Below are 18,362 nucleotides of genomic sequence, written 5' to 3'. Positions count from 1 at the left end.
CGGCCCATGAGCCGGTTTGCAATCGGAATCGATTTGGGGGGGACGCAGGTCCGCGCTGCCCTGGTGGATGAGCTCGGCAATGTCCTGCAGCGCGTCGAGGATCGGACGGATGCGGACGCCGGCCCGGATCCGGTTCTCGGCCAGATTGGCAGCCTGACAGACCGGTTGCTTTTGACCTGCGATCCCGGCGCCATAGTCGGGATCGGCGTATCGGCGCCCGGGCCGCTGGATACAGAGACGGGAACGGCGCTGGAGATTCCGACGCTGCGCGGCTTCTCTAATTATCCTTTGCGACGGGAACTGCAGAAGCGCCTTCGATTTCCCGTCAGCCTCGAAAATGATGGTATCGCGGCGGCAATCGGCGAGTGGCAATTCGGTGCCGGCCGCGGCATCGCAAACCTCGTCTATGTCACGGTCAGCACAGGTATCGGCGGCGGAGCAATAGTGGATGGCCGCGTGGTCCGTGGCCGCCGGGGAATGGCCGGTCATGTCGGCCATATGTCCATCGCGCCCGACGGCATCGTCTGTCCCTGTGGCAACAAGGGCTGCTTCGAAGCCTATGCCTCGGGCACGGCCTTTGCCAAACGGGCGCGAGCAAGGGCAATGGAATGCAGCGAGACATCGCTCGCCAGAAATGGTGAAGTCGTTGACAGCCGCAGTGTCTTTACCGCCGCTGCCGCTGGCGATCCGCTCGCCAACAGCCTCGTCGACGAGGAGGCGGAAATTCTCGGTCGAGGCTTTACCAATCTCATTCATATCTTCAGCCCGGAAATCGTCATCATGGGCGGAGGGCTGTCGGATCAGTTTGATCGTTTACGGCCGGGCATTCAGTCGCATGTCTCGCAACGGGCAATGCCGGCCTTTCGCGACGTTGAAATCGTTCGTGCGGCGTTGGGGCAAAATTCCGGATTGATTGGAGCTGCTGCCCTCGCCTTTATCGCCTAGCGCTTCCTCGTCATAATCGGTCGCTCTTCAAAGGGGACACGGATTCGATTGAATTTTGACGCGTCATGGAACCATGACCAGCGCGGCTCCACAGATTGCCGATCTAGCCTCGCGCAAGGTCTGGTTGCGATTATACGCGCCGGGGCTAATGTTGGTGAACTGCGCGTCTGTGGGGGACGAACCATGATTTCAACCTATCTGGGCTATGTAACTGCGACCAAGGACATGGCATCAACGCTTGCGCGCATCGCTAAGCAAGCCACTGTCAAGAGCGATCAGCAGTACTACGACACCCACATCGGCAACATCAAAAACGTCGATGACTTCCTCAAGGATCACAAGCTATACAGCTATGCGGTGAAGGCCTACGGTCTCGAGGATATGGCCTATGCCAAAGCTTTCCTGAAGAAGGTTCTGACGAGCGATCTCAGCAACAGCAACAGCTTTGCCAATAAGCTCACGGACCCTCGCTATCGGCAATTCGCGGCGGCCTTCAATTTCGGCGCGAATTCAAGCAAGCAAACGGCTCAAAGCGACACGCAGAAAACCGACACGATCGGGCTTTATGAGCGATCCTTCGCCAACGAAACGACATTGGCTAAGAATGAGAGCAATTTTTACAGCAAATGGATCGACAAGGCGACGAACGTCGATGACATCGTCGGCAATACCAGGATGCGGGACTATGTCCTGACGGCTCACGGCGTTAATCCGGACAATGTCTCAAAGAGCTTTCTGAAATCGGTCCTGACGAGCGACCCCAATGATCCGAATAGCTTCGTCAATACCGCGAGCAATTTCTCGTCTGCTTCGACCCAGGCAACATACAAGCTCATCGCATCGCAATTCGGCTTCAATCCGGATGGAACGCTTTCCGGTGCAACTGCGCAAACTGAGCAGCAGAAAGAGGCGTTGATATCCCGTTACAACAATATGGTGCCGACCCTGCTGACATCGGCTTCAGCTGACAGCAATGATCAGTATTATCGCCAGCAAATTGGCAAGGTTGGATCGATCAGCGATATCAGCGGCGATAACAGGCTGTTTTCCTATCTCAAGACTGCCTATGGGCTTAGCGCGACACTCACGCCAACACAATTCAAGCTAGCCTTTACCAACAAAGACTATGCGGCCATTATGGATATGTCCGAAATGGTTTCGAAGTTCAACTTCGCAGCCGATGGAACGCTTCCGGCCGGTCAGCCGGCGCAGTCGGCCGACGGTATTGCGGCCGTTTCAACGAAATACATGGCGCATTATGCGGATGCCCGTGCGGTCTTGTTGAAGGATGCCGAGTCCCACTACAAGACGGTAGTCGGCAAGATCAAGACGATTTCCGATTTCTTCGCTCCCAATGATACCAAGAACCAGGATCTTCCAACGATCCAGGACATGGCGCTCCGCGCCTACGGGATCGAAAAAGGCGAGGTGACGAGAGATCAGCTGCGGAAGATATTGGAGAGCGATCCATACGACAGCAAGAGCTACGTCAACTCCCTCAAAGACGATCGATTTACCGAATTGGCGAAGGCATATAATTTCGACAGCAAAGGCAATCTCCGCTCGTCGGTGGAGGCTCTGCCGCAAGCGTCGATCAACAGCTTTATCTCGGCCTATTCGAAGGCAAAGACGTTTGGTTTGACAGGGCAGATGCGCGAAAAGGCTGTCAAGGACGCGAAAGACGCAGCAACCGATTTCAGCAAGTCGATTGCCGGCGTGAAAACCGTGGACGAACTCCTGGCGGACAAGAAGCTGACGGACTTCATCCTCGTTGCCAATAATATCGATCCCAAGACAGTCGACAAAGCCACGTTGAAGAAGGCTTTTGCCGCCGATCCGGAGGATGCGAAGGGATTTTTGAACACGCAAGCCGGTCAGCAATTCAAGGCGATGGTCAGCGTCTTCAACTTTGACGTCAAGGGAAATCTGACCAATGCCAAGATAGAGGCCAGCCAGAACAAGGGCGCGCGCCTTGCGACCGACAGTCTCTATCTGCACCAGACTTTGGAAACGCAGCAGGGCGCTTCCAACGACGGTGTCCGGCTCGCGCTTTACTTCCAGCGAAAGGCGCCGCAGATCAATTCCGTCTACGATATCATGTCGGACCCGGCGCTCTATAACGTGATCAAGACCACATTCTCCTTGCCCGCCTCCATATCCAATATGGATGTGACCCGCCAGGCGAAATATCTGGAAAAGCTTGTCCCGATCAAGGATATGCACGACGCCGCCAAGGTCAACACGCTCCTGAAGCGCTTCTCTGCCGTTTATGATGCGGCTAACAGCGCCAACACGGCGTCGCCCGCTTCTGCGATCCTGAATCGCGGTTCAGGGATCGGCATGAGTGGGGATCTGATGCTGTCGATCGCACAACTCAGGTCGCGATAACACGGTCGCTGAGGTTCGGTGGTGATGCGGCGGCAAAGCTCAGCGCACCTCGAATGCACCCGTAAAACCATACACGCCGCGAGCAAGCCGCGGCGCTAACTCTGTCACTTGGGCCGCCGAATTACGAAGGCGGCGCTTCCGATCCCATTCGTCCATATTGCCGGATCAGTTCCACTAGTGGCTCGTGCTGGATGGCCTGGATGCGGAAGCGATCATAGGGCGTTCCACCCATGTCCTCGGCCGCCAACATCGCATTGACGACGGCTTCCTCGACGCTGTCGACCGTGGCCATGTAGACAGGGTCGAGAGGTTCGTCGTTGACGATCTCCAGGGAAAGATGGCCATTGGCCCTATGCGCCATCGGGTGGGCATTCGCGGTCGAGAAGGCCAGAAAGATGTCTCCCGAATTATTGCCGCCTGGTGTGCCGTTGCGGCCGATGCCGATGGATGCGCGGCGGGCGAGGCGCTTGAGCTGGTGCGGCGCCAGCGGCAGGTCGGTGGCGATGACGACGATGATCGAGCCGCGCTCCTGAAGCTGGCTCTCCGGCGTGCCGTCCCGCATATGCCGGCCAACCGGCACGCCCGATATCGTCAGCCAGTCGCGCTGGCCGTGATTTGCCTGAACCAGCGTGCCGATCGTATAGCTGCGACCGTCGAACTCGACGATGCGGGAGGATGTACCCGTGCCGCCCTTGAAGCCATAGGTGATCATGCCGGTGCCGCCGCCGCAGTTGCCTTCCTGCACCGGGCCGGCCGCAACGCTGTCGAGAGCGGCTTGCACGTCGGCCTCGCTGACATGCAGCCCGTTAATGTCGTTCAGCGCGCCGTCATAGGTCTCGGCGATAACAGGCATGATCCAGAGGAAATCGTCGGTCTGATAGGTCGAGGCATAGCGCTCGATCATCCACTTGATGGTGGCGTGATGCGCCATGCCGACGCCGTGCGTGTTGGTAATGACGATGGGCCCGAGGAAATAGCCGCCATCCTCGATCCAGTGCGTGCCGGTCATCTCGCCATTGCCGTTGAAGCGATGCACCCCGGCGTAGACAGGAACGGGGGTTTCCGAATCCATATGCGGCAGGATGGCCGTCACCCCAGTGCGCGCCGGCCGTTTGCGGCCGGGACGCGGCTCGTTTTCGATGATCGTACGAAAGCCGACGCCGATACCGGCGACATCTGTAATGGCATTGTTCAAGCCGGTGCGGCCAGAAAAGGGCAGGCCAAGTTCACGGCCGCGCGGTTTGCGGATGGTTGTTTTTGTTGTCATGTCATTTCTGCCGGGAGCGAAGATAGAGGCCAAGCGAAGCCACGAGGAAGGAGAAGGTCAGCATCATCACGGCGATGGCGTTGATTTCGGGCTTGATGCCGCGACGGAGCATGGCGAAGATGAACATCGGCAACGTCGTTACATCGACGCCGGCTATGAAATAGGTGATCACCAGGTCATCCATCGAGATGATGAAGGCAAGCAGCGCCCCGCCGAGTATGCCCGGCATCAGCTGCGGCAGCACCACGCGGCGGAAGGTCATCCACTCATTGGCACCGAGATCGGCAGACGCATTCTCCAGCGTCCGGTCCATGCCGGACAGACGCGCCGCAACGACGATGAACACATAGGAGGTCAGGAAGGTGCATTGGCCGATGATGATAGTCATCAGGCCGAGCTGGATACCGGCACTGACAAAGAAGATCAGAAGCGCTATGCCGAGCACGATATCCGGCATCAACATCGGCATGAACATGGCGACCTGATAGAAGCGTTTGCCGAGAAAATTGAAGCGGTGAAGCGCGATTGCCATGGCCGTGCCGAGCACAGTCGAGATGACCGTGGTCGAGACAGCAATCTTCAGGCTGTTGAAGACGGCCGCGAGCAGCTGATCGGTCGATTCGATATAGAGGGCGCTCTCCGAAACTGCGGTCTTGAAGCCGAAGACCTGAGCGTACCAATCCGTGGTAAAGCCGCTCCAGCTCATCATGTTGACCGGGTTCGCATTGAACGAATAGACCGCGATCAGGACGAGGGGGATATAGATGAATGCGAAGAACAGCATCGTATAGATTGCGAGGCCGCCGTTGAAGAGGGTGCGTGCGATCTTCATTGAGCCCTCCTCATACTGACAATGCTGCGGTCGCGTTGCGGCGGCCGGAGACGATGACATAGGCGACAAGCAGAACCAGCATCACGGCCATGACCATCATGGCGAGCGCCGAGCCGAACGGCCAGTTGCGGGCGGAGAGGAACTGCGCCTCGATGAGGCTGCCGAGCATCATCACCTTGGCGCCGCCTAGAACCGCCGGCACGACGAAATTGCCGAGTGCGGGAATGAAGACGATGATCGAGCCGCCGATGATGCCCGGCGTGGTGAGCGGCAAGATGATGCGGAAGAAGGTCCGGATCGGGCCTGCACCGAGATCGAGCGATGCCTGAATGAGCCGCCAGTCGAGCTTCTCGATGCTGGCATAGACCGGCATGAACATGAACGGAATGAAGACGTAGACCATGCCGAGGATGATCGCGCCATCCGTATAGATCATCTCCAGCGGTGCGGAGATCACGCCCGTCGCCATCAGTGTGTTGTTGATCAGCCCGGTCGGGCGCAGGATCATCACCCAGACGAAGAGCCGCACGATAAGGCTGGAAAAGAACGGCAGGGTGATGAGGAAGAGGCAGAAGTTCTTCCATTTGTCCGGTAGCCGGCTGATGTAGAAGGCGGCGGGATAGCAGACGAGAAGCGTCGCCGCCACCGTCAGCGCCGCAATCCGGATCGAACGAAGGAAGATGGCGATATAGACCGGATCGTATTCCTCGAATTGCGGATTGGCGAAGCCGAGGATGCGGCCGAAATTGTCGGGGTAGAAGCTCCATTCGACGCCGCCATAGAGGCCCGGCGTCAGGAAGCTCGTCACCATCATGATGCCGAGGGGCACGACGAAGAAGATCAGCAGGAAGAGCGTCACAGGTCCGAGCAACAGCCCGAGTTGGAAGCGCCGGCGCGCGGCAATGGTCATCAGGCTGCCTCCCTCGCGGTGATCAGGTGAACGCTGGCGGGATCATAATGCCAGCGCGCCGGTTGGCCCGTGGCAAGCGAGCTAACGGCACCCCGTTGCGCGGCTGGAATCTGCGCCACGAGCCTGCGCCCGCCCGCCGTCCTGCCGAAGACTTCGAAGGACGAGCCGACATAGACGATCTGCTCCACGGTGACGTCGATTGCCGGGCAGGTGTCGGCGGAGCTCGAGAGGAAGAAGTTCTCCGGACGGATCAGAGCGACGGCAGGCTCCCTGTCATCAGGTTTTGCGGCGGAGGCGTGCCTGATCGCCGTGCCCTCGCTGGTCATAAAGTTCTGCCCGTCGCTGCTGCCTTCGAACAGGTTGCTTGCCCCGATGAAGCTCGCCACGAACGTATTGGTCGGATGGTCGTAGATCTCCAGCGGCGTGTCGAGCTGCTGGATCCGCCCGTCCGCAAGCACCGCGACGCGATCGGACATGGTCAGCGCTTCCTGCTGGTCATGGGTCACGAAGATGAAGGTGATGCCGAGTTCGTGCTGCAGGTTTTTCAGCTCGAGCTGCATCGTCTCGCGCAGGTGGCGATCCAGCGCCGAGAGCGGTTCATCGAGCAGAAGCACCTTCGGGCGTGCGACGATGGCGCGAGCAAGCGCCACGCGCTGCTGTTGGCCGCCCGACAATTGCCGCGGCAGGCGGCCTTCCAGGCCTTCCAGCCCGACCATCTTCAATATTGCCCGCACCCGTTCCATGCGTTCGGATTTGCCGACGCCGGCGGCTTCGAGGGCATAGCCGGTATTCTCGCCGACGCTCATGTGCGGGAAGAGCGCGTAGTTCTGGAAGACCGTGTTGACCGGCCGGCGATAGGGTGGCCGATCCGTCATGTCGTCACCGTCGATCATGATGCGCCCGGCATCCAGCTCGACGAAACCGCTGATCGCCTGCAGCAGCGTGGTCTTGCCGCAGCCGGATGGTCCGAGAAGTGTGATGAATTCATTGCGGCCGATCTCCAGATCGATGCCGTCAAGTGCCTTCACCTGCCGACCCTCGGGAGTCGGAAATACCTTTGCGGCTGATACCAGCCGCACTATTGCATCTCGCATTCGTCGTTCCCCGAAATGTTATTAAATTAACTCTTGCGTGATTTAGATATGTTGATATCATTTTTTCGTCGAAGTCAACGCCCTCAACGCGATCGGTTAAAGCTTCCACCAAAGCCAGAGCCGAGCGCGTCGAAGGGACAATAATCCTACCAAGGGGAACAAAAATGATGATTTTGAAGGGCGTCTTCAGGCGCCTGGGTCTTGTTGCGCTTACGGCATTGCTGCCGACTGCGGTCCTTGCCGAAGAGCTCAACATCTATAACTGGGGCGAATACATCAATCCGGCCGTCCTCCAGAAGTTCGAGGAGGAAACCAAGATCAAGGTCAATCTGTCGACTTATTCCTCCAACGAGGAAATGCTTGCCAAGATCCAGGGCGGCGCGACGGGCTACGACATCGTTTTTCCGTCGGTGCACATGCAGGAAATCATGGCCAAGCTCAATCTCCTGGAGAAGACCGATATCGATACCTATGAGGGTTTCAAGAATATTGATCCCCGCTTCCTGCGCGCCAAGAGCGATCCGAAGGGCGAATATTGCCTGCCTTATGCCTTCGGCACCGTCGGCATTCTCTATAACCGCAGGGTGCTCGGCAAGGATATCACCGGCTGGAAGGATCTGGTCGCGACGGTCAAGGCGAAGCACCTGAAGTTCACGCTGCTGGATGACATGCGCGAAGTATTGGGCGTGGGTCTGATGCTCAATGGTCATTCGGTCAATTCCACCAAGCCGGAGGAGCTGCAGCAGGCGGCCGATACCGTGATCGAGATGAAGCCTTATGTTGCGGCTTTTACCTACGATTCCCGCCCGATGGTCGAGTCCGGCGATATTGCCGCCGCTCATTTCTTCGTCGGTTCGATGATCAACGTCTTCGGCAATCCGAAGGATTTGGGCTACGTCATCCCGGAGGAGGGCGCCACCATGTATCAGGAAGACATGTGCGTGCTGAAGACCGCGCCGAACAAGGCCAACGCGATCAAGTTCCAGCAATTCTACACGCGTCCGGAAATTGCCGCGCTCAACGTCTCGCAGCAGACCAACGGCACGCCGAACGTACCGGCACGGCAATTGACGCCGGAAAACATCAAGAATAGCAAGGAGATCAATCCGACTGACGAGACCATGAAGCGCCTGCAGATCTTTGACGATCTTGGTAGCGGTCTGCGCCAGTTCGATCGCGCATGGACGAAGGTCAAGACGGCCCAATAATATCGCGAAAGGATACTCCGTCCGGTTTCGGGCGGAGCTTCACCGGAGGGAAGATTGTCGAAGGATATTCTGAAGCTCGTGCAGAGCGCTGACATGCGCAGGTCGAAATCCGACAAGCTGATCTCCAGCTATATCGAGCGTAACATCGCCGAACTTCCCTTCGAGACCGCAAAGTCCATTGCAGCAAGGCTCGAGATCTCGCAGATGACCGTCGGTCGCTATCTGCGGCGGCTCGGCTTCGATGGTCTCGATGAGTTGAAGACGGCCCTGCGTCGTGGTGGCCGTTCCAATCCGGCCTGGCAGATCAAGGGCTCTTTGGACCGCTTCCAGGAGGATCTGCGGGATGGCAAGTTTCTCGCCGGCCTGCTGCAGCAGCAGGTCGACAATCTCGGCATGATCTATGAGCTGACGACTGCGCTGCAATGGCAGCAGACAGTCGATGCGTTGATTTCGGCGAGCGAAGTTTATGTTGCGGCCTATCAGAACGTCCGGGGCATCGCGCAGTACTTTGCCGCCCAGCTTTCCTACACCAGGCCACGCGTCGCCTTCATGGATGGCCTCAACGGCACCTATTCCGAGCTGCTTGATGGTTCTGTGGATGGCCGCGTGCTCTTCCTTCACGACGTCCGTCGTTTTGCGTCGAAGGCAAGGCCCTTGGCGGAAGAGGCACGCCGCGCCGGCGTCAAGGTGATCCTGCTGACCGATGAATTCTGCCCCTGGGCGGAAGAGGTGTCGGATATCTCGCTCGTCATACCCGGCTCGCACGGCCCGCTCTGGGATGGAGCCGCGACCATGACCGCCGTGATGGATCTTCTCTTGAGCAACATCCTCGTCGTTCTGCGTGGCAAGGTGGACGAGCGCGTCGAGCTTCTGACCCGTCTGCAGGACGTGTTCGGCGATTTCGAGAGCTGATAGCAGGCTGTGAACGTCCTGTTCCTGGCACCGATCGCGGCATGGTTTTGAGAGCCGAAACATGCTTTGATCGGCTCCATGAACATACATGTCTTTCTGTGCCGTGCTTTTCCGCTCGTCATGGCGGTCACCTTGGGGATGAGTTCGGCTCAAGCGCGAGCCTCATCCGAAACGGCTCCGACTCCGACCAAAGAGCAGTTGCAGCAAGCGCTCGACGGGGTGAAACCGGGCTCTCCTCGTATCCGTGAATTCCTCGGCTGCGTTCCAGCAATGGGGCAGCCGGTGACTGTTCGTCTCTGTACGCTGACTGCAGAAGAGCTTGATTCCGTTCAAAGTCTGCCATTCCGGCTTAACGACGGGCGCTGGGAGGTCATGCTGGATGAAGAGGGAATACCTCTGCCAATCGAGGGAGCGTGTGCACCACCCCTTGATATTGTTCCGGCTGCGCTTCGAAAATTGCCTGGGGGGGCGATGCGGCAGGTTGGCGGCGAAGTTGATGATGGTGAGGGTACTTTCACCGCTGAACGCGGCGTGTTGCGTGACAAAGAGGGACCGTACCGCTTGATGTGTCGCTACGAGGCCGTCGCTGGTAACGGCAAAAAATACCTCATCATCGCCTACGTCTGGCACGACGGCGCGCACTATGTCGTCGATTCGGATATCGAAGTTTGGCCGGATGATTAGAGGCAGCCGGTAGTTCGCAAGCGCGAACTACCGCGTACCAATCTTCTGGCTTCGCTACTCATCATGCAGCGTCGAGCGCCGAAGCCAGGTCGGCGATGAGATCATCGGGATGTTCGATGCCGATCGACAGGCGGATCGTCGAGTCCAGCACGCCGATGCGGTGGCGTACGTCGACGGGGACGCCGGAATGCGTTGTCGTTGCGGGATGGGAGGCGAGCGATTCCGTGCCGCCCAGGCTGACCGCCAGCTTGAAGATTTGCAGTGCATTGAGGAATTTGAACGAAGCTGGCTGGCCGCCCTTGATATCGAAGGAGAAGGTGGAGCCGGCGCCGCTGCACTGGGCGGCGAATGTCCGGCCTGTGGGCGATGCCGGATCCGCATAGGAAAGATAGTGGATCTGCTCGACCTTTGGATGGTCGCGCAGGAAATCGGCCACTGCGCGGGCGTTGCTGTTTGCCCGCTCCATGCGGATCTGCAGCGTTTCCAGCGAGCGGCCAAGCATCCAGCAGGAGTGCGGATCGAGCTGCGTACCGATCGCGCCGCGCAGTGCCTTCACCTGTTTCATCACAGCTTTCGAGCCAAGCGCCGCGCCGGCGATCAGATCAGAATGGCCGCCGACATATTTGGTCAGCGAATAGAGCGAGATATCGGCGCCGTGTTCAATCGGGCGCTGGAAGACCGGACCCAGCAGTGTGTTGTCGCAGGCGATGATCGGCGTATGGCCCTGCTTCTTGCCGATGGCATCGGCCACGCGGCGGATGACGGCGATATCGACCAGGCTGTTCGTCGGGTTGGCAGGCGTTTCCACGAGAATGACCGAGACCCGGCCCTTTGCCATGGCTTCCTCGGCACCCGTCATGACAGATGCTTCGCTGACGCCATCGGCGAAACTCACCGCTGAAACGCCGAGATTGAGGAATGTTTTGGCGATCAGCGTTTCCGTGCCGCCGTAGAGCGGTTGCGAATGCAATATCGCGTCACCGGGGCTGACGAAGGCGAGCAGCGTCGTCGCAATGGCCGACATGCCGGAGGAAAACAGCGCGCAGCTTTCCGTCCGCTCATAGACCGCCAGGCGATCCTCGACGATTTCGCTGTTCGGGTGGTTGAAGCGCGAATAGACGAGGCCGACGCCTGTGCCCTTAGGCGGCTCGTTGCGGCCGGAGATGTAGTTGAAGAAATCGCGCCCGTCCTCGGCCGATTTGAAAACGAAGGTGGAAGTCAGGAAAACAGGAGGCTTGACCGCACCCTCCGAGAGTTCGGGATCATAGCCGTAATTCAGCATTTGCGTTTCGGGATGCAGCGCGTGATTGCCGATATGGGTTTTCGACGGGTGCGGCGCAGTCATGACGGTCTCCTCAGCCGATGATATTGAATTTTAGAATCGCATTATACATCACTTAGGGTACAGGCCTGCTACCTGCCACTGTCTATGAAGCGGCGTCGATATGAAGGGCGAAGGATGCTGAAATTATCCACTCTGCGCATGGCTATCCGAAACACGACAGAAAGGTCGCAATATTAGCTGCCACTGCTCGTCTTGGCACAGTCTCACCCCAGGTTCCGAGAGCTCGCCACCTTTCGGCGCGCGCAGTCTGGGCAGCAGAGCGGTGCATTTCTCACCCGGCGGACGTCTATCGACGAGGGCGTCCGGCGGCGAAATGCGCAATGAAAACCAGTGAGGTTTGCATTTTGAAATCAAGCGTTCGAAAATTCATGTTTAGCGATCTCCAGAAAATCGACGGTTACATCGATCCGCCGGATGCGCTTGTCTTCCTGTCGTTAATCGAGAAGCAGAGGCAACAGAAACTATATGGCGGTCTCGTCGAGATCGGGGTCTATTATGGGCGATCTTATTTTCTGCTGCGCAAGATCAGTGCTCCCGACGACAATGTGCTTGCGATCGACCTCTTCGACATCGAAGCGGACGGCGCACAATATCAACGCTTCCTCGATAATGGCCGGTCGCTTGGCATTCCCGTCGACGAGGAGCTTGTCATAGCCGGCGACAGTACCATGCTCGACCCGCAGGCGATCATCGACAAGGTTGGGCAGGTTCGCTTTTTCAGCATCGATGGAGGGCATCTGCTTCGTCATATCGTTGCCGATAGCCGCCTGGCCAAGAGCGTGCTGGCCGATCACGGCATCATCGCTTTCGACGATACGTTCAATCCCGCGTGGCCGGAGGTGACGATCGGCGTTGCGGATTTCCTGCGCAGGAACAATGACACCTTCGCCGCCTTCTGCATGACGAAGTACAAGACCTATGTCTGCCGGCGAGATTTTCATGAGGTCTATCGGGCGGCGGTCAGCGATGCGCTGCATCTCAAGCCGTTCGAGCATGCCGAGTTGGATTTTCTCGGCTCAAAGGTGATCAGGCTGCACAATCCGCTCAACCGAAGGGTCGCCTATGAGGTCATGCAGCGGCTGGGCATGGGCGCCCTGTCCGAATGGGCCTACCGCCCGGGCTGACTGTGAGCCGACCCTCGGGCTTTGACGGGTCCGCCGGAGACGGACCCGTCATCGTTCCTCGTCAGTAGATTTCCGGCACGTACATTTCCGGCGGCACCGGCGTGCGGTGGTAGTCGGCGTTACGCATGCGCTCCGGCAGGATGATTTCCGGCTTCGGCACGTTCTCATAGGGGATCTGGGTCAGGAGATGCGCGATGCAGTTCAGGCGCGCCCTCTTCTTGTCGACGGCATGCACGACCCACCACGGCGCTTCCGGAATATGAGTGCGTTCCAGCATCTCTTCCTTGGCCTTGGTGTACTCTTCCCAGTGAACGCGGCTCTGAAGGTCCATCGGCGAGAGTTTCCACTGCTTCAGCGGATCCTGAATGCGCATGCTGAAGCGGAATTCCTGCTCTTCGTCGGTGATCGAGAACCAGTATTTGATGAGAATGATGCCCGAGCGCACCAGCATGCGTTCGAAGTCGGGTACGGAGCGGAAGAATTCTTCCAGCTCTTCCGAGCTGCAGAAACCCATCACCCGCTCGACGCCGGCGCGGTTGTACCAGCTGCGGTCGAACAGCACCATTTCACCTGCGGTCGGCAGGTGAGCCGTATAACGCTGGAAATACCACTGATGACGCTCGCGCTCCGTCGGCGCCGGCAGTGCGACGACGCGGCAAACACGCGGATTGAGGCGCTGGGTGACGCGCTTGATGGCGCCGCCCTTGCCGGCGGAATCGCGGCCCTCAAACAGCACGACGACCTTGAGCTTCTTGTACTGCACCCAGTCCTGAAGACGCACGAGTTCATGCTGGAGACGAAAGAGCTCGCGGAAATAGACCCTGCGGTCGAGCGATGCGTCGGTTTCGTCGCCCAATCCCTCGGCGACCAGTTCATCCAACCGATCTTCCTCGAGCTGCATCTCGAGTTCTTCGTCGAAGCTGTCGACAATCTCGTCCTTGATGCGGCTCAGCCGGTCCTGGGTGTCGTCGGTCATTGCGCGCTCCTGCTCTGTTTTCATGTTGGTGCTGAGATATTTCGACCGCAAGGAGCCGGCACAGCCATGTGGGCGTGGGCCGGCTCAAGTGGCGATCCTACTCGGCAGTCCAGCCGCCGTCGACGGAAAGCGTCGTGCCGGTGATCTGCTTGGCGGCATCGCCGCATAGAAACACGGCGATGGCCGCCACTTCGTCTACGGTCACGAATTCCTTCGTCGGCTGGGCGGCGAGCAGTACGTCGTGCTTGACCTGCTCTTCCGTCATGTTGCGTGCCTTCATCGTCTCCGGGATCTGCTTTTCGACGAGCGGCGTCCAGACATAGCCCGGTGCGATGGAATTGACAGTGACGCCATCCCGCGCCGCTTCAAGCGCGATCGTCTTGGTGAGGCCGGTGATGCCGTGCTTGGCCGAGACATAGGCCGACTTGAACGGCGAAGCCACCAGCGCATGTGCCGAGGACGTGTTGATGATGCGGCCCCATTTGCGGGCCTTCATGCCGGGGATGGCGGCCTTGATCGCGTAGAAAGCTGCAAGCAGGTTGATGCGGATGATCGCTTCCCATTTGTCGTCGGGGAACTCCTCGATCGGAGCGACGAACTGGATGCCGGCATTGTTGACGAGGACGTCGAGGCTGCCGAAGGCTTCCTCGGCTTCGCGTACCATCGACGTTACTTCCTCGCCATTCATCATATTGGCACCGGAATAACGGCATTTCACACCGAAATCGGCCTCGATTGCTGCGCGCTCTTTTTCGATCGCATCGGCATCGCCGAGGCCGTTGATCGTCACATTCGCGCCTTCGGCGGCAAAAGCGCGCGCGATCGCAAGCCCGATACCGCTCGTCGAACCGGTGACCAGCGCATTCTTCGAAGTCAACGAACCCATAATGCTACTCCCGCAATCTCTATGACATGGTTGAGTAAATGGAAAAATGCCGAGATGGGCGCACACTGCCAGCGTCATATGTCGCTTTGATAACAGCGGTTGGCCAGTCTCAGGTGCAGCCGGCTGGCGGGTTGACACTTCACTGTCACGCAACCGTGCAAGTTTCGCCGCGGGCGCCGGACTATTTCCTCCAAAGACGGAAAATACGATGAAGGTCGAAGACATTCTCAAGCATGCCTATGCAATGCCGCTGACCAATCCTTCCTATCCTCCGGGACCCTATCGGTTCTTCGATCGCGAATATATCATCATCACCTACCGCACGACGCGCGAAGCCCTGGAGGCCGTCGTGCCCGAGCCGCTCGAAATCGACGAGCCGCTGGTGAAATACGAATTCATCCGCATGCCCGATTCCACCGGCTTCGGCGATTACACCGAGACGGGGCAGGTCATCCCGGTGAAGTATCGCGGCGAGGCTGGTGGCTATGTCCATTCCATGTATCTCGACGACGATGCGCCGATCACCGGCGGCCGCGAAATCTGGGGCTTTCCGAAGAAGCTCGCCAATCCGAAGATCGTCAACGAAGGCGAGGTCATCGTCGGCACGCTGCATTATGGCAGCGTTCTCTGCGCGACGGCAACGATGGGCTACAAGCACAGGCAGATCGACCAGGCGCCGCTGATGGCTGCTCTCTCCGAACCGAATTTCCTGATCAAGATCGTACCGCATGTCGACGCCACGCCGCGCATCTGCGAGCTGGTGCGCTACTATCTGACTGATATCACCATCAAGGAAGCCTGGACCTCGCCCGCTGCCCTCGACCTCAGACCGCATGTGATGGCTGACGTCGCGCGGCTGCCGGTTCTGGACGTGGTTTCGGCTGTTCATTTCACCGCCAATCTGACGCTTGGGCTTGGCGAAGTCGTTCACGACTACCTCGCCGAGCGCAGGTAACCGCGCCCTATTTTCCTTTTGCTGGAGACGAACCCGTGCTCGAACGAAAAGCCAAAGCCGCAGTGCCGACAATCCAGGAAATCGCTACGCAATACGACCGTGTCGCCCTGGTATTTCAGGGCGGTGGCGCGCTTGGTGCCTATCAGGCCGGTGTCTATCAGGCGCTGGCCGATGCGGGATGCGAGCCCACATGGCTCTCAGGCGTTTCCATCGGTGCCATCAATGCAGCCATCATCGCCGGCAATGAGCCGAGCCGCCGCCTGCAGCGTCTCGAACAGTTCTGGCAGATCATTTCCGGTCGCAAGATCTGGGCCTACACGCCGGAAGGCGACGTCTTCCGCGACATCCGCAATCGCACCAGCTCATGGATGACCATGACGATGGGTCAGCCCGGCTTCTTCAAGCCGCGCTTCCCCAATCCCTGGCTGGAACTGGCTGGCGCGGAGGGCGCTACCAGCTTCTACGATTCCGCCGAGCTGAAGAAGACGCTGGAGATGGTGATCGATTTCGACGTTCTGAACGACGGCAAGAAGCGCTTCAGCGTCGGCGCGGTCAATGTCAGGACCGGCAATTTCGTCTATTTCGATACCGACAATATCCGTATCGAACCGGAGCACATCATGGCAAGCGGCGCGCTGCCGCCCGCCTTGCCGGCGATCCGCATCGAAGGCGAATATTACTGGGATGGCGGCATTGTCTCCAACACTCCGCTGCAATATCTGCTCGATCAGGAGGAGGATCGCAGCTCCCTGGTGTTCCAGGTCGATCTGTTCAGCGCCCGCGGTGTCCTGCCCCGCAGCATGCCGGACGTGCTGTCACGCCATAAGGACATCATGTATTCGAGCCGCACCCGGCAGAATACCGACAATTTCAAGCGCATCCACGGGCTGAAGATGAAGCTGCTCGGCGCGCTGAAGCGTGTCCCGAAAGACCAGCTGTCGCCGGAAGAGGAAGAGATGATTGCCGATTATTCCAATGCCGGCGTCGTCAATATCGTCCACCTGATCTATCAGCACAAGAATTACGAGGGTCATGCCAAGGACTATGAGTTCTCCGGTACCTCGATGCGCGAGCATTGGGACATGGGCCTGGAAGACACCAAGCGCACGCTGCGTCACACCGAATGGCTGCTGCCGCCGTTCAGCGACGACGCCGTCGCCATCCACGACCTGCATCGCGAAGATCCAGTCTGAAGCGATCGACTAGAATAACAATCGTGCCAGCCGCGCATCTGCTCCGCCGGCACGATTGTTAACAGCGTTTCCAAGACGCCAGCTCACTTGCCTCGGTAAGCTATCCCTTCTTGAGCCGGTGCCGATGGGCTGCCTGCTTTGCGCGGTTGCCGCACATGGCCATGCTGCACCAGCGCCTGCGATGGCCGCGCGTATGGTCGACAAACAGCAGCGTGCAGGCATGGCCTTCGCAGGCTTTCACGTCCGAGAAATCTTCGGTACAGACGAAACGTCCCAGCGCTTCACCGATCGGCAGCAGCAGGGCCTCGGGCGAGCGCCATTTGCGCCTGGACTGAAAGTCGAGACCCCCGCCGTCCTTTCTGGCCAGAACGCGGTTGAAGCTTTCATCCCGTTCCAGCAGGCGATTCAGGGGCTCCAGTTCATCCAGAGCCTCCGGCGTCAGCGGCCGGCCTTTGCGCTCACGCACGAAATTCCTGAACCATTCACGCAGGCTGCGGGCCTGATCGGCGACCTTGTCGATTTCTCCCGGTAGCGCCTGCTTGCGCATGGCCTTCAGCGTTTCCGGCGGCACCAATCCCGCCTGCTCCAGCCAGCGAAGCAATCCTTCACCACCGTCGATCCAGTCGATCGGCTCATCGAAGGGTGTCGCCACCGAATTCAGGAAATCCAGCCCCATCGTGTCGCCGACGAAAATGGCGGGAGAGTGGTTGTCCATCCTGGCTCCTGTTCCGGCGGGCGAATGCAGACGCCGCGCTGTCTCTCAAAATCATGAACGATACATAACCTATCAAAAGGTTCTTGACAAGTTATGTGTGCTGGACGTAACCCTATAAAAACACTTAGAGAGGTTACCAGCATTCAAACGAAAGGGAGAAGGCAGATGTCACAACAGAAGGCGTCCTCCGAGAATGTCGATATTGTCCTCGTCCACGGTGCATGGGGAGACGGCTCGGGCTGGGCGAAGGTCATCGCACCGCTAGTGGCTGATGGGTTCTCGGTGACGGCCGCTCCGCTGCCGTTAACTTCCCTGGCCAATGATGTTGCGGCCCTGGAGCGCGCCTTGGAGCGGGTGACAGGCGCGGTGGTTCTGGTCGGCCATGCCTATGCCGGGGCAGTTATCGCCAGCGTGGCAAGCGAGAAGATCAAGGCATTAGTCTACATCGCCGCGCTTGCGCCGGATGAGGGTGAGACGGTCGCAGACGTGTTCTATCGCGGCGAACCACACCCACAGGCGCCGAAGTTGGCGCCCGACAGCCACGGGCTGATCTATCTGCCTCATGATGCTTTTGCGACCGCCTACGCGCAGAACGCCGAGGACGAAGATCTGGCCATTCTCGCGGCTGCCCAGCGTCCGATATCATCGGCCTGCATCACCAATCCTCTGGCGCGTCCGCTCTGGAAGGATCGCCCCTCCTGGTACCTGATCGCTGAAGAGGACCGGATGATCAGCGCTGCCAACCAGCATTTCATGGCCGAGCGCATGCGGGCAAAGCAGCGTTCGCTGCTAGTCGATCACACGCCGATGACGACGGCACCGCAGGCCGTTGTCGAGCTCATTCGCGAAGCAGCGGCTGCTGCGATCAGCGTGTGACTGAAGATAAAGTAACCACTAATAGTCGAATTAACAGGTTAATGAAAGGACC

General features: G+C 58.8%; 17 protein-coding genes. 9 read left to right on the top strand and 8 right to left on the bottom strand.

Going from position 1 to position 18,362, the window contains the following annotated elements; translation table 11 throughout:
• Positions 1–6 precede the first annotated feature (6 nt).
• Positions 7–945, top strand: coding sequence for an ROK family protein (locus tag ACQZ6F_RS05745; protein WP_449093005.1), 939 nt, complete (start codon positions 7–9; stop codon positions 943–945).
• A gap of 183 nt (positions 946–1,128) precedes the next feature.
• The gene (locus ACQZ6F_RS05740) at positions 1,129–3,333 is read left to right on the top strand and encodes a DUF1217 domain-containing protein (RefSeq protein ID WP_449093004.1); all 2,205 of its coding nucleotides are present in this window, start codon (positions 1,129–1,131) and stop codon (positions 3,331–3,333) included.
• 121 nt (positions 3,334–3,454) lie between these two features.
• Here ACQZ6F_RS05740 and ACQZ6F_RS05735 read toward each other — a convergent pair whose 3' ends face one another.
• Genes ACQZ6F_RS05735 through ACQZ6F_RS05720 form a run of 4 tightly spaced genes read right to left on the bottom strand, consistent with a single transcriptional unit; the run spans position 3,455 to position 7,436 of the window.
• A complete protein-coding gene (locus ACQZ6F_RS05735) occupies positions 3,455–4,600 on the bottom strand; it encodes a DmpA family aminopeptidase (protein ID WP_449093003.1) in 1,146 nt (381 codons plus the stop codon).
• Between the two features lies 1 nt (position 4,601).
• On the bottom strand, positions 4,602–5,432 hold the full coding sequence (locus tag ACQZ6F_RS05730; RefSeq protein ID WP_449093002.1) for an ABC transporter permease: 831 nt from the start codon (positions 5,430–5,432) through the stop codon (positions 4,602–4,604).
• 10 nt (positions 5,433–5,442) lie between these two features.
• The gene (locus ACQZ6F_RS05725; RefSeq protein ID WP_068395600.1) at positions 5,443–6,342 is read right to left on the bottom strand and encodes an ABC transporter permease; all 900 of its coding nucleotides are present in this window, start codon (positions 6,340–6,342) and stop codon (positions 5,443–5,445) included.
• Positions 6,342–7,436 (bottom strand): ABC transporter ATP-binding protein, encoded by a 1,095-nt coding sequence (locus ACQZ6F_RS05720; protein WP_449093001.1) that lies wholly within the window; start codon positions 7,434–7,436, stop codon positions 6,342–6,344. The genes ACQZ6F_RS05725 and ACQZ6F_RS05720 overlap by 1 nt, the downstream gene beginning before the upstream one ends.
• A 164-nt stretch (positions 7,437–7,600) precedes the next feature.
• Here ACQZ6F_RS05720 and ACQZ6F_RS05715 point away from each other — a divergent pair, with 164 nt between their 5' ends.
• The 3 genes from ACQZ6F_RS05715 (at position 7,601) to ACQZ6F_RS05705 (ending at position 10,240) form a co-directional block, all read left to right on the top strand.
• Positions 7,601–8,644 carry a polyamine ABC transporter substrate-binding protein gene (locus ACQZ6F_RS05715; protein ID WP_077471472.1) on the top strand — a complete coding sequence of 348 codons (1,044 nt, stop codon included), beginning with the start codon at positions 7,601–7,603 and terminating at the stop codon, positions 8,642–8,644.
• 54 nt (positions 8,645–8,698) lie between these two features.
• Positions 8,699–9,556: a MurR/RpiR family transcriptional regulator gene (locus ACQZ6F_RS05710; RefSeq protein WP_449093000.1), complete on the top strand. Its 858-nt coding sequence runs from the start codon at positions 8,699–8,701 to the stop codon at positions 9,554–9,556.
• 78 nt (positions 9,557–9,634) lie between these two features.
• Positions 9,635–10,240: a hypothetical protein gene (locus ACQZ6F_RS05705; RefSeq protein WP_449092999.1), complete on the top strand. Its 606-nt coding sequence runs from the start codon at positions 9,635–9,637 to the stop codon at positions 10,238–10,240.
• Between the two features lie 61 nt (positions 10,241–10,301).
• On the opposite strand, the gene ACQZ6F_RS05700 is transcribed toward ACQZ6F_RS05705, so the two are convergent.
• A complete protein-coding gene (locus tag ACQZ6F_RS05700; RefSeq protein WP_449092998.1) occupies positions 10,302–11,585 on the bottom strand; it encodes a cystathionine gamma-synthase family protein in 1,284 nt (427 codons plus the stop codon).
• Between the two features lie 344 nt (positions 11,586–11,929).
• On the opposite strand from ACQZ6F_RS05700, the gene ACQZ6F_RS05695 reads away from it, so the two are divergent.
• Positions 11,930–12,709: a class I SAM-dependent methyltransferase gene (locus tag ACQZ6F_RS05695; protein WP_449092997.1), complete on the top strand. Its 780-nt coding sequence runs from the start codon at positions 11,930–11,932 to the stop codon at positions 12,707–12,709.
• 61 nt (positions 12,710–12,770) lie between these two features.
• Here the strand turns inward: ACQZ6F_RS05695 and ppk2 are convergent, their stop codons facing one another.
• Positions 12,771–13,685, bottom strand: coding sequence for a polyphosphate kinase 2 (ppk2, locus tag ACQZ6F_RS05690; RefSeq protein ID WP_077471469.1), 915 nt, complete (start codon positions 13,683–13,685; stop codon positions 12,771–12,773).
• Between the two features lie 97 nt (positions 13,686–13,782).
• Positions 13,783–14,571 carry a 3-hydroxybutyrate dehydrogenase gene (locus ACQZ6F_RS05685; protein ID WP_077471468.1) on the bottom strand — a complete coding sequence of 263 codons (789 nt, stop codon included), beginning with the start codon at positions 14,569–14,571 and terminating at the stop codon, positions 13,783–13,785.
• Between the two features lie 208 nt (positions 14,572–14,779).
• Here ACQZ6F_RS05685 and ACQZ6F_RS05680 point away from each other — a divergent pair, with 208 nt between their 5' ends.
• Positions 14,780–15,526, top strand: a complete 747-nt coding sequence (locus ACQZ6F_RS05680) for an acetoacetate decarboxylase (RefSeq protein ID WP_077471467.1) — start codon at positions 14,780–14,782, stop codon at positions 15,524–15,526.
• Between the two features lie 35 nt (positions 15,527–15,561).
• The gene (locus ACQZ6F_RS05675) at positions 15,562–16,719 is read left to right on the top strand and encodes a patatin-like phospholipase family protein (RefSeq protein ID WP_077471466.1); all 1,158 of its coding nucleotides are present in this window, start codon (positions 15,562–15,564) and stop codon (positions 16,717–16,719) included.
• 100 nt (positions 16,720–16,819) lie between these two features.
• Here the strand turns inward: ACQZ6F_RS05675 and ACQZ6F_RS05670 are convergent, their stop codons facing one another.
• Positions 16,820–17,434: a CGNR zinc finger domain-containing protein gene (locus tag ACQZ6F_RS05670; RefSeq protein ID WP_449092996.1), complete on the bottom strand. Its 615-nt coding sequence runs from the start codon at positions 17,432–17,434 to the stop codon at positions 16,820–16,822.
• Positions 17,435–17,599: 165 nt separating this feature from the next.
• On the opposite strand from ACQZ6F_RS05670, the gene ACQZ6F_RS05665 reads away from it, so the two are divergent.
• Positions 17,600–18,310 carry an alpha/beta fold hydrolase gene (locus tag ACQZ6F_RS05665; protein ID WP_449092995.1) on the top strand — a complete coding sequence of 237 codons (711 nt, stop codon included), beginning with the start codon at positions 17,600–17,602 and terminating at the stop codon, positions 18,308–18,310.
• Positions 18,311–18,362 lie beyond the last annotated feature (52 nt).

This window comes from Rhizobium sp. A22-96 (assembly GCF_053521805.1).
Note: the sequence above shows the minus strand (reverse complement) of the source record. Positions and strands in the feature narration are given on the sequence as shown.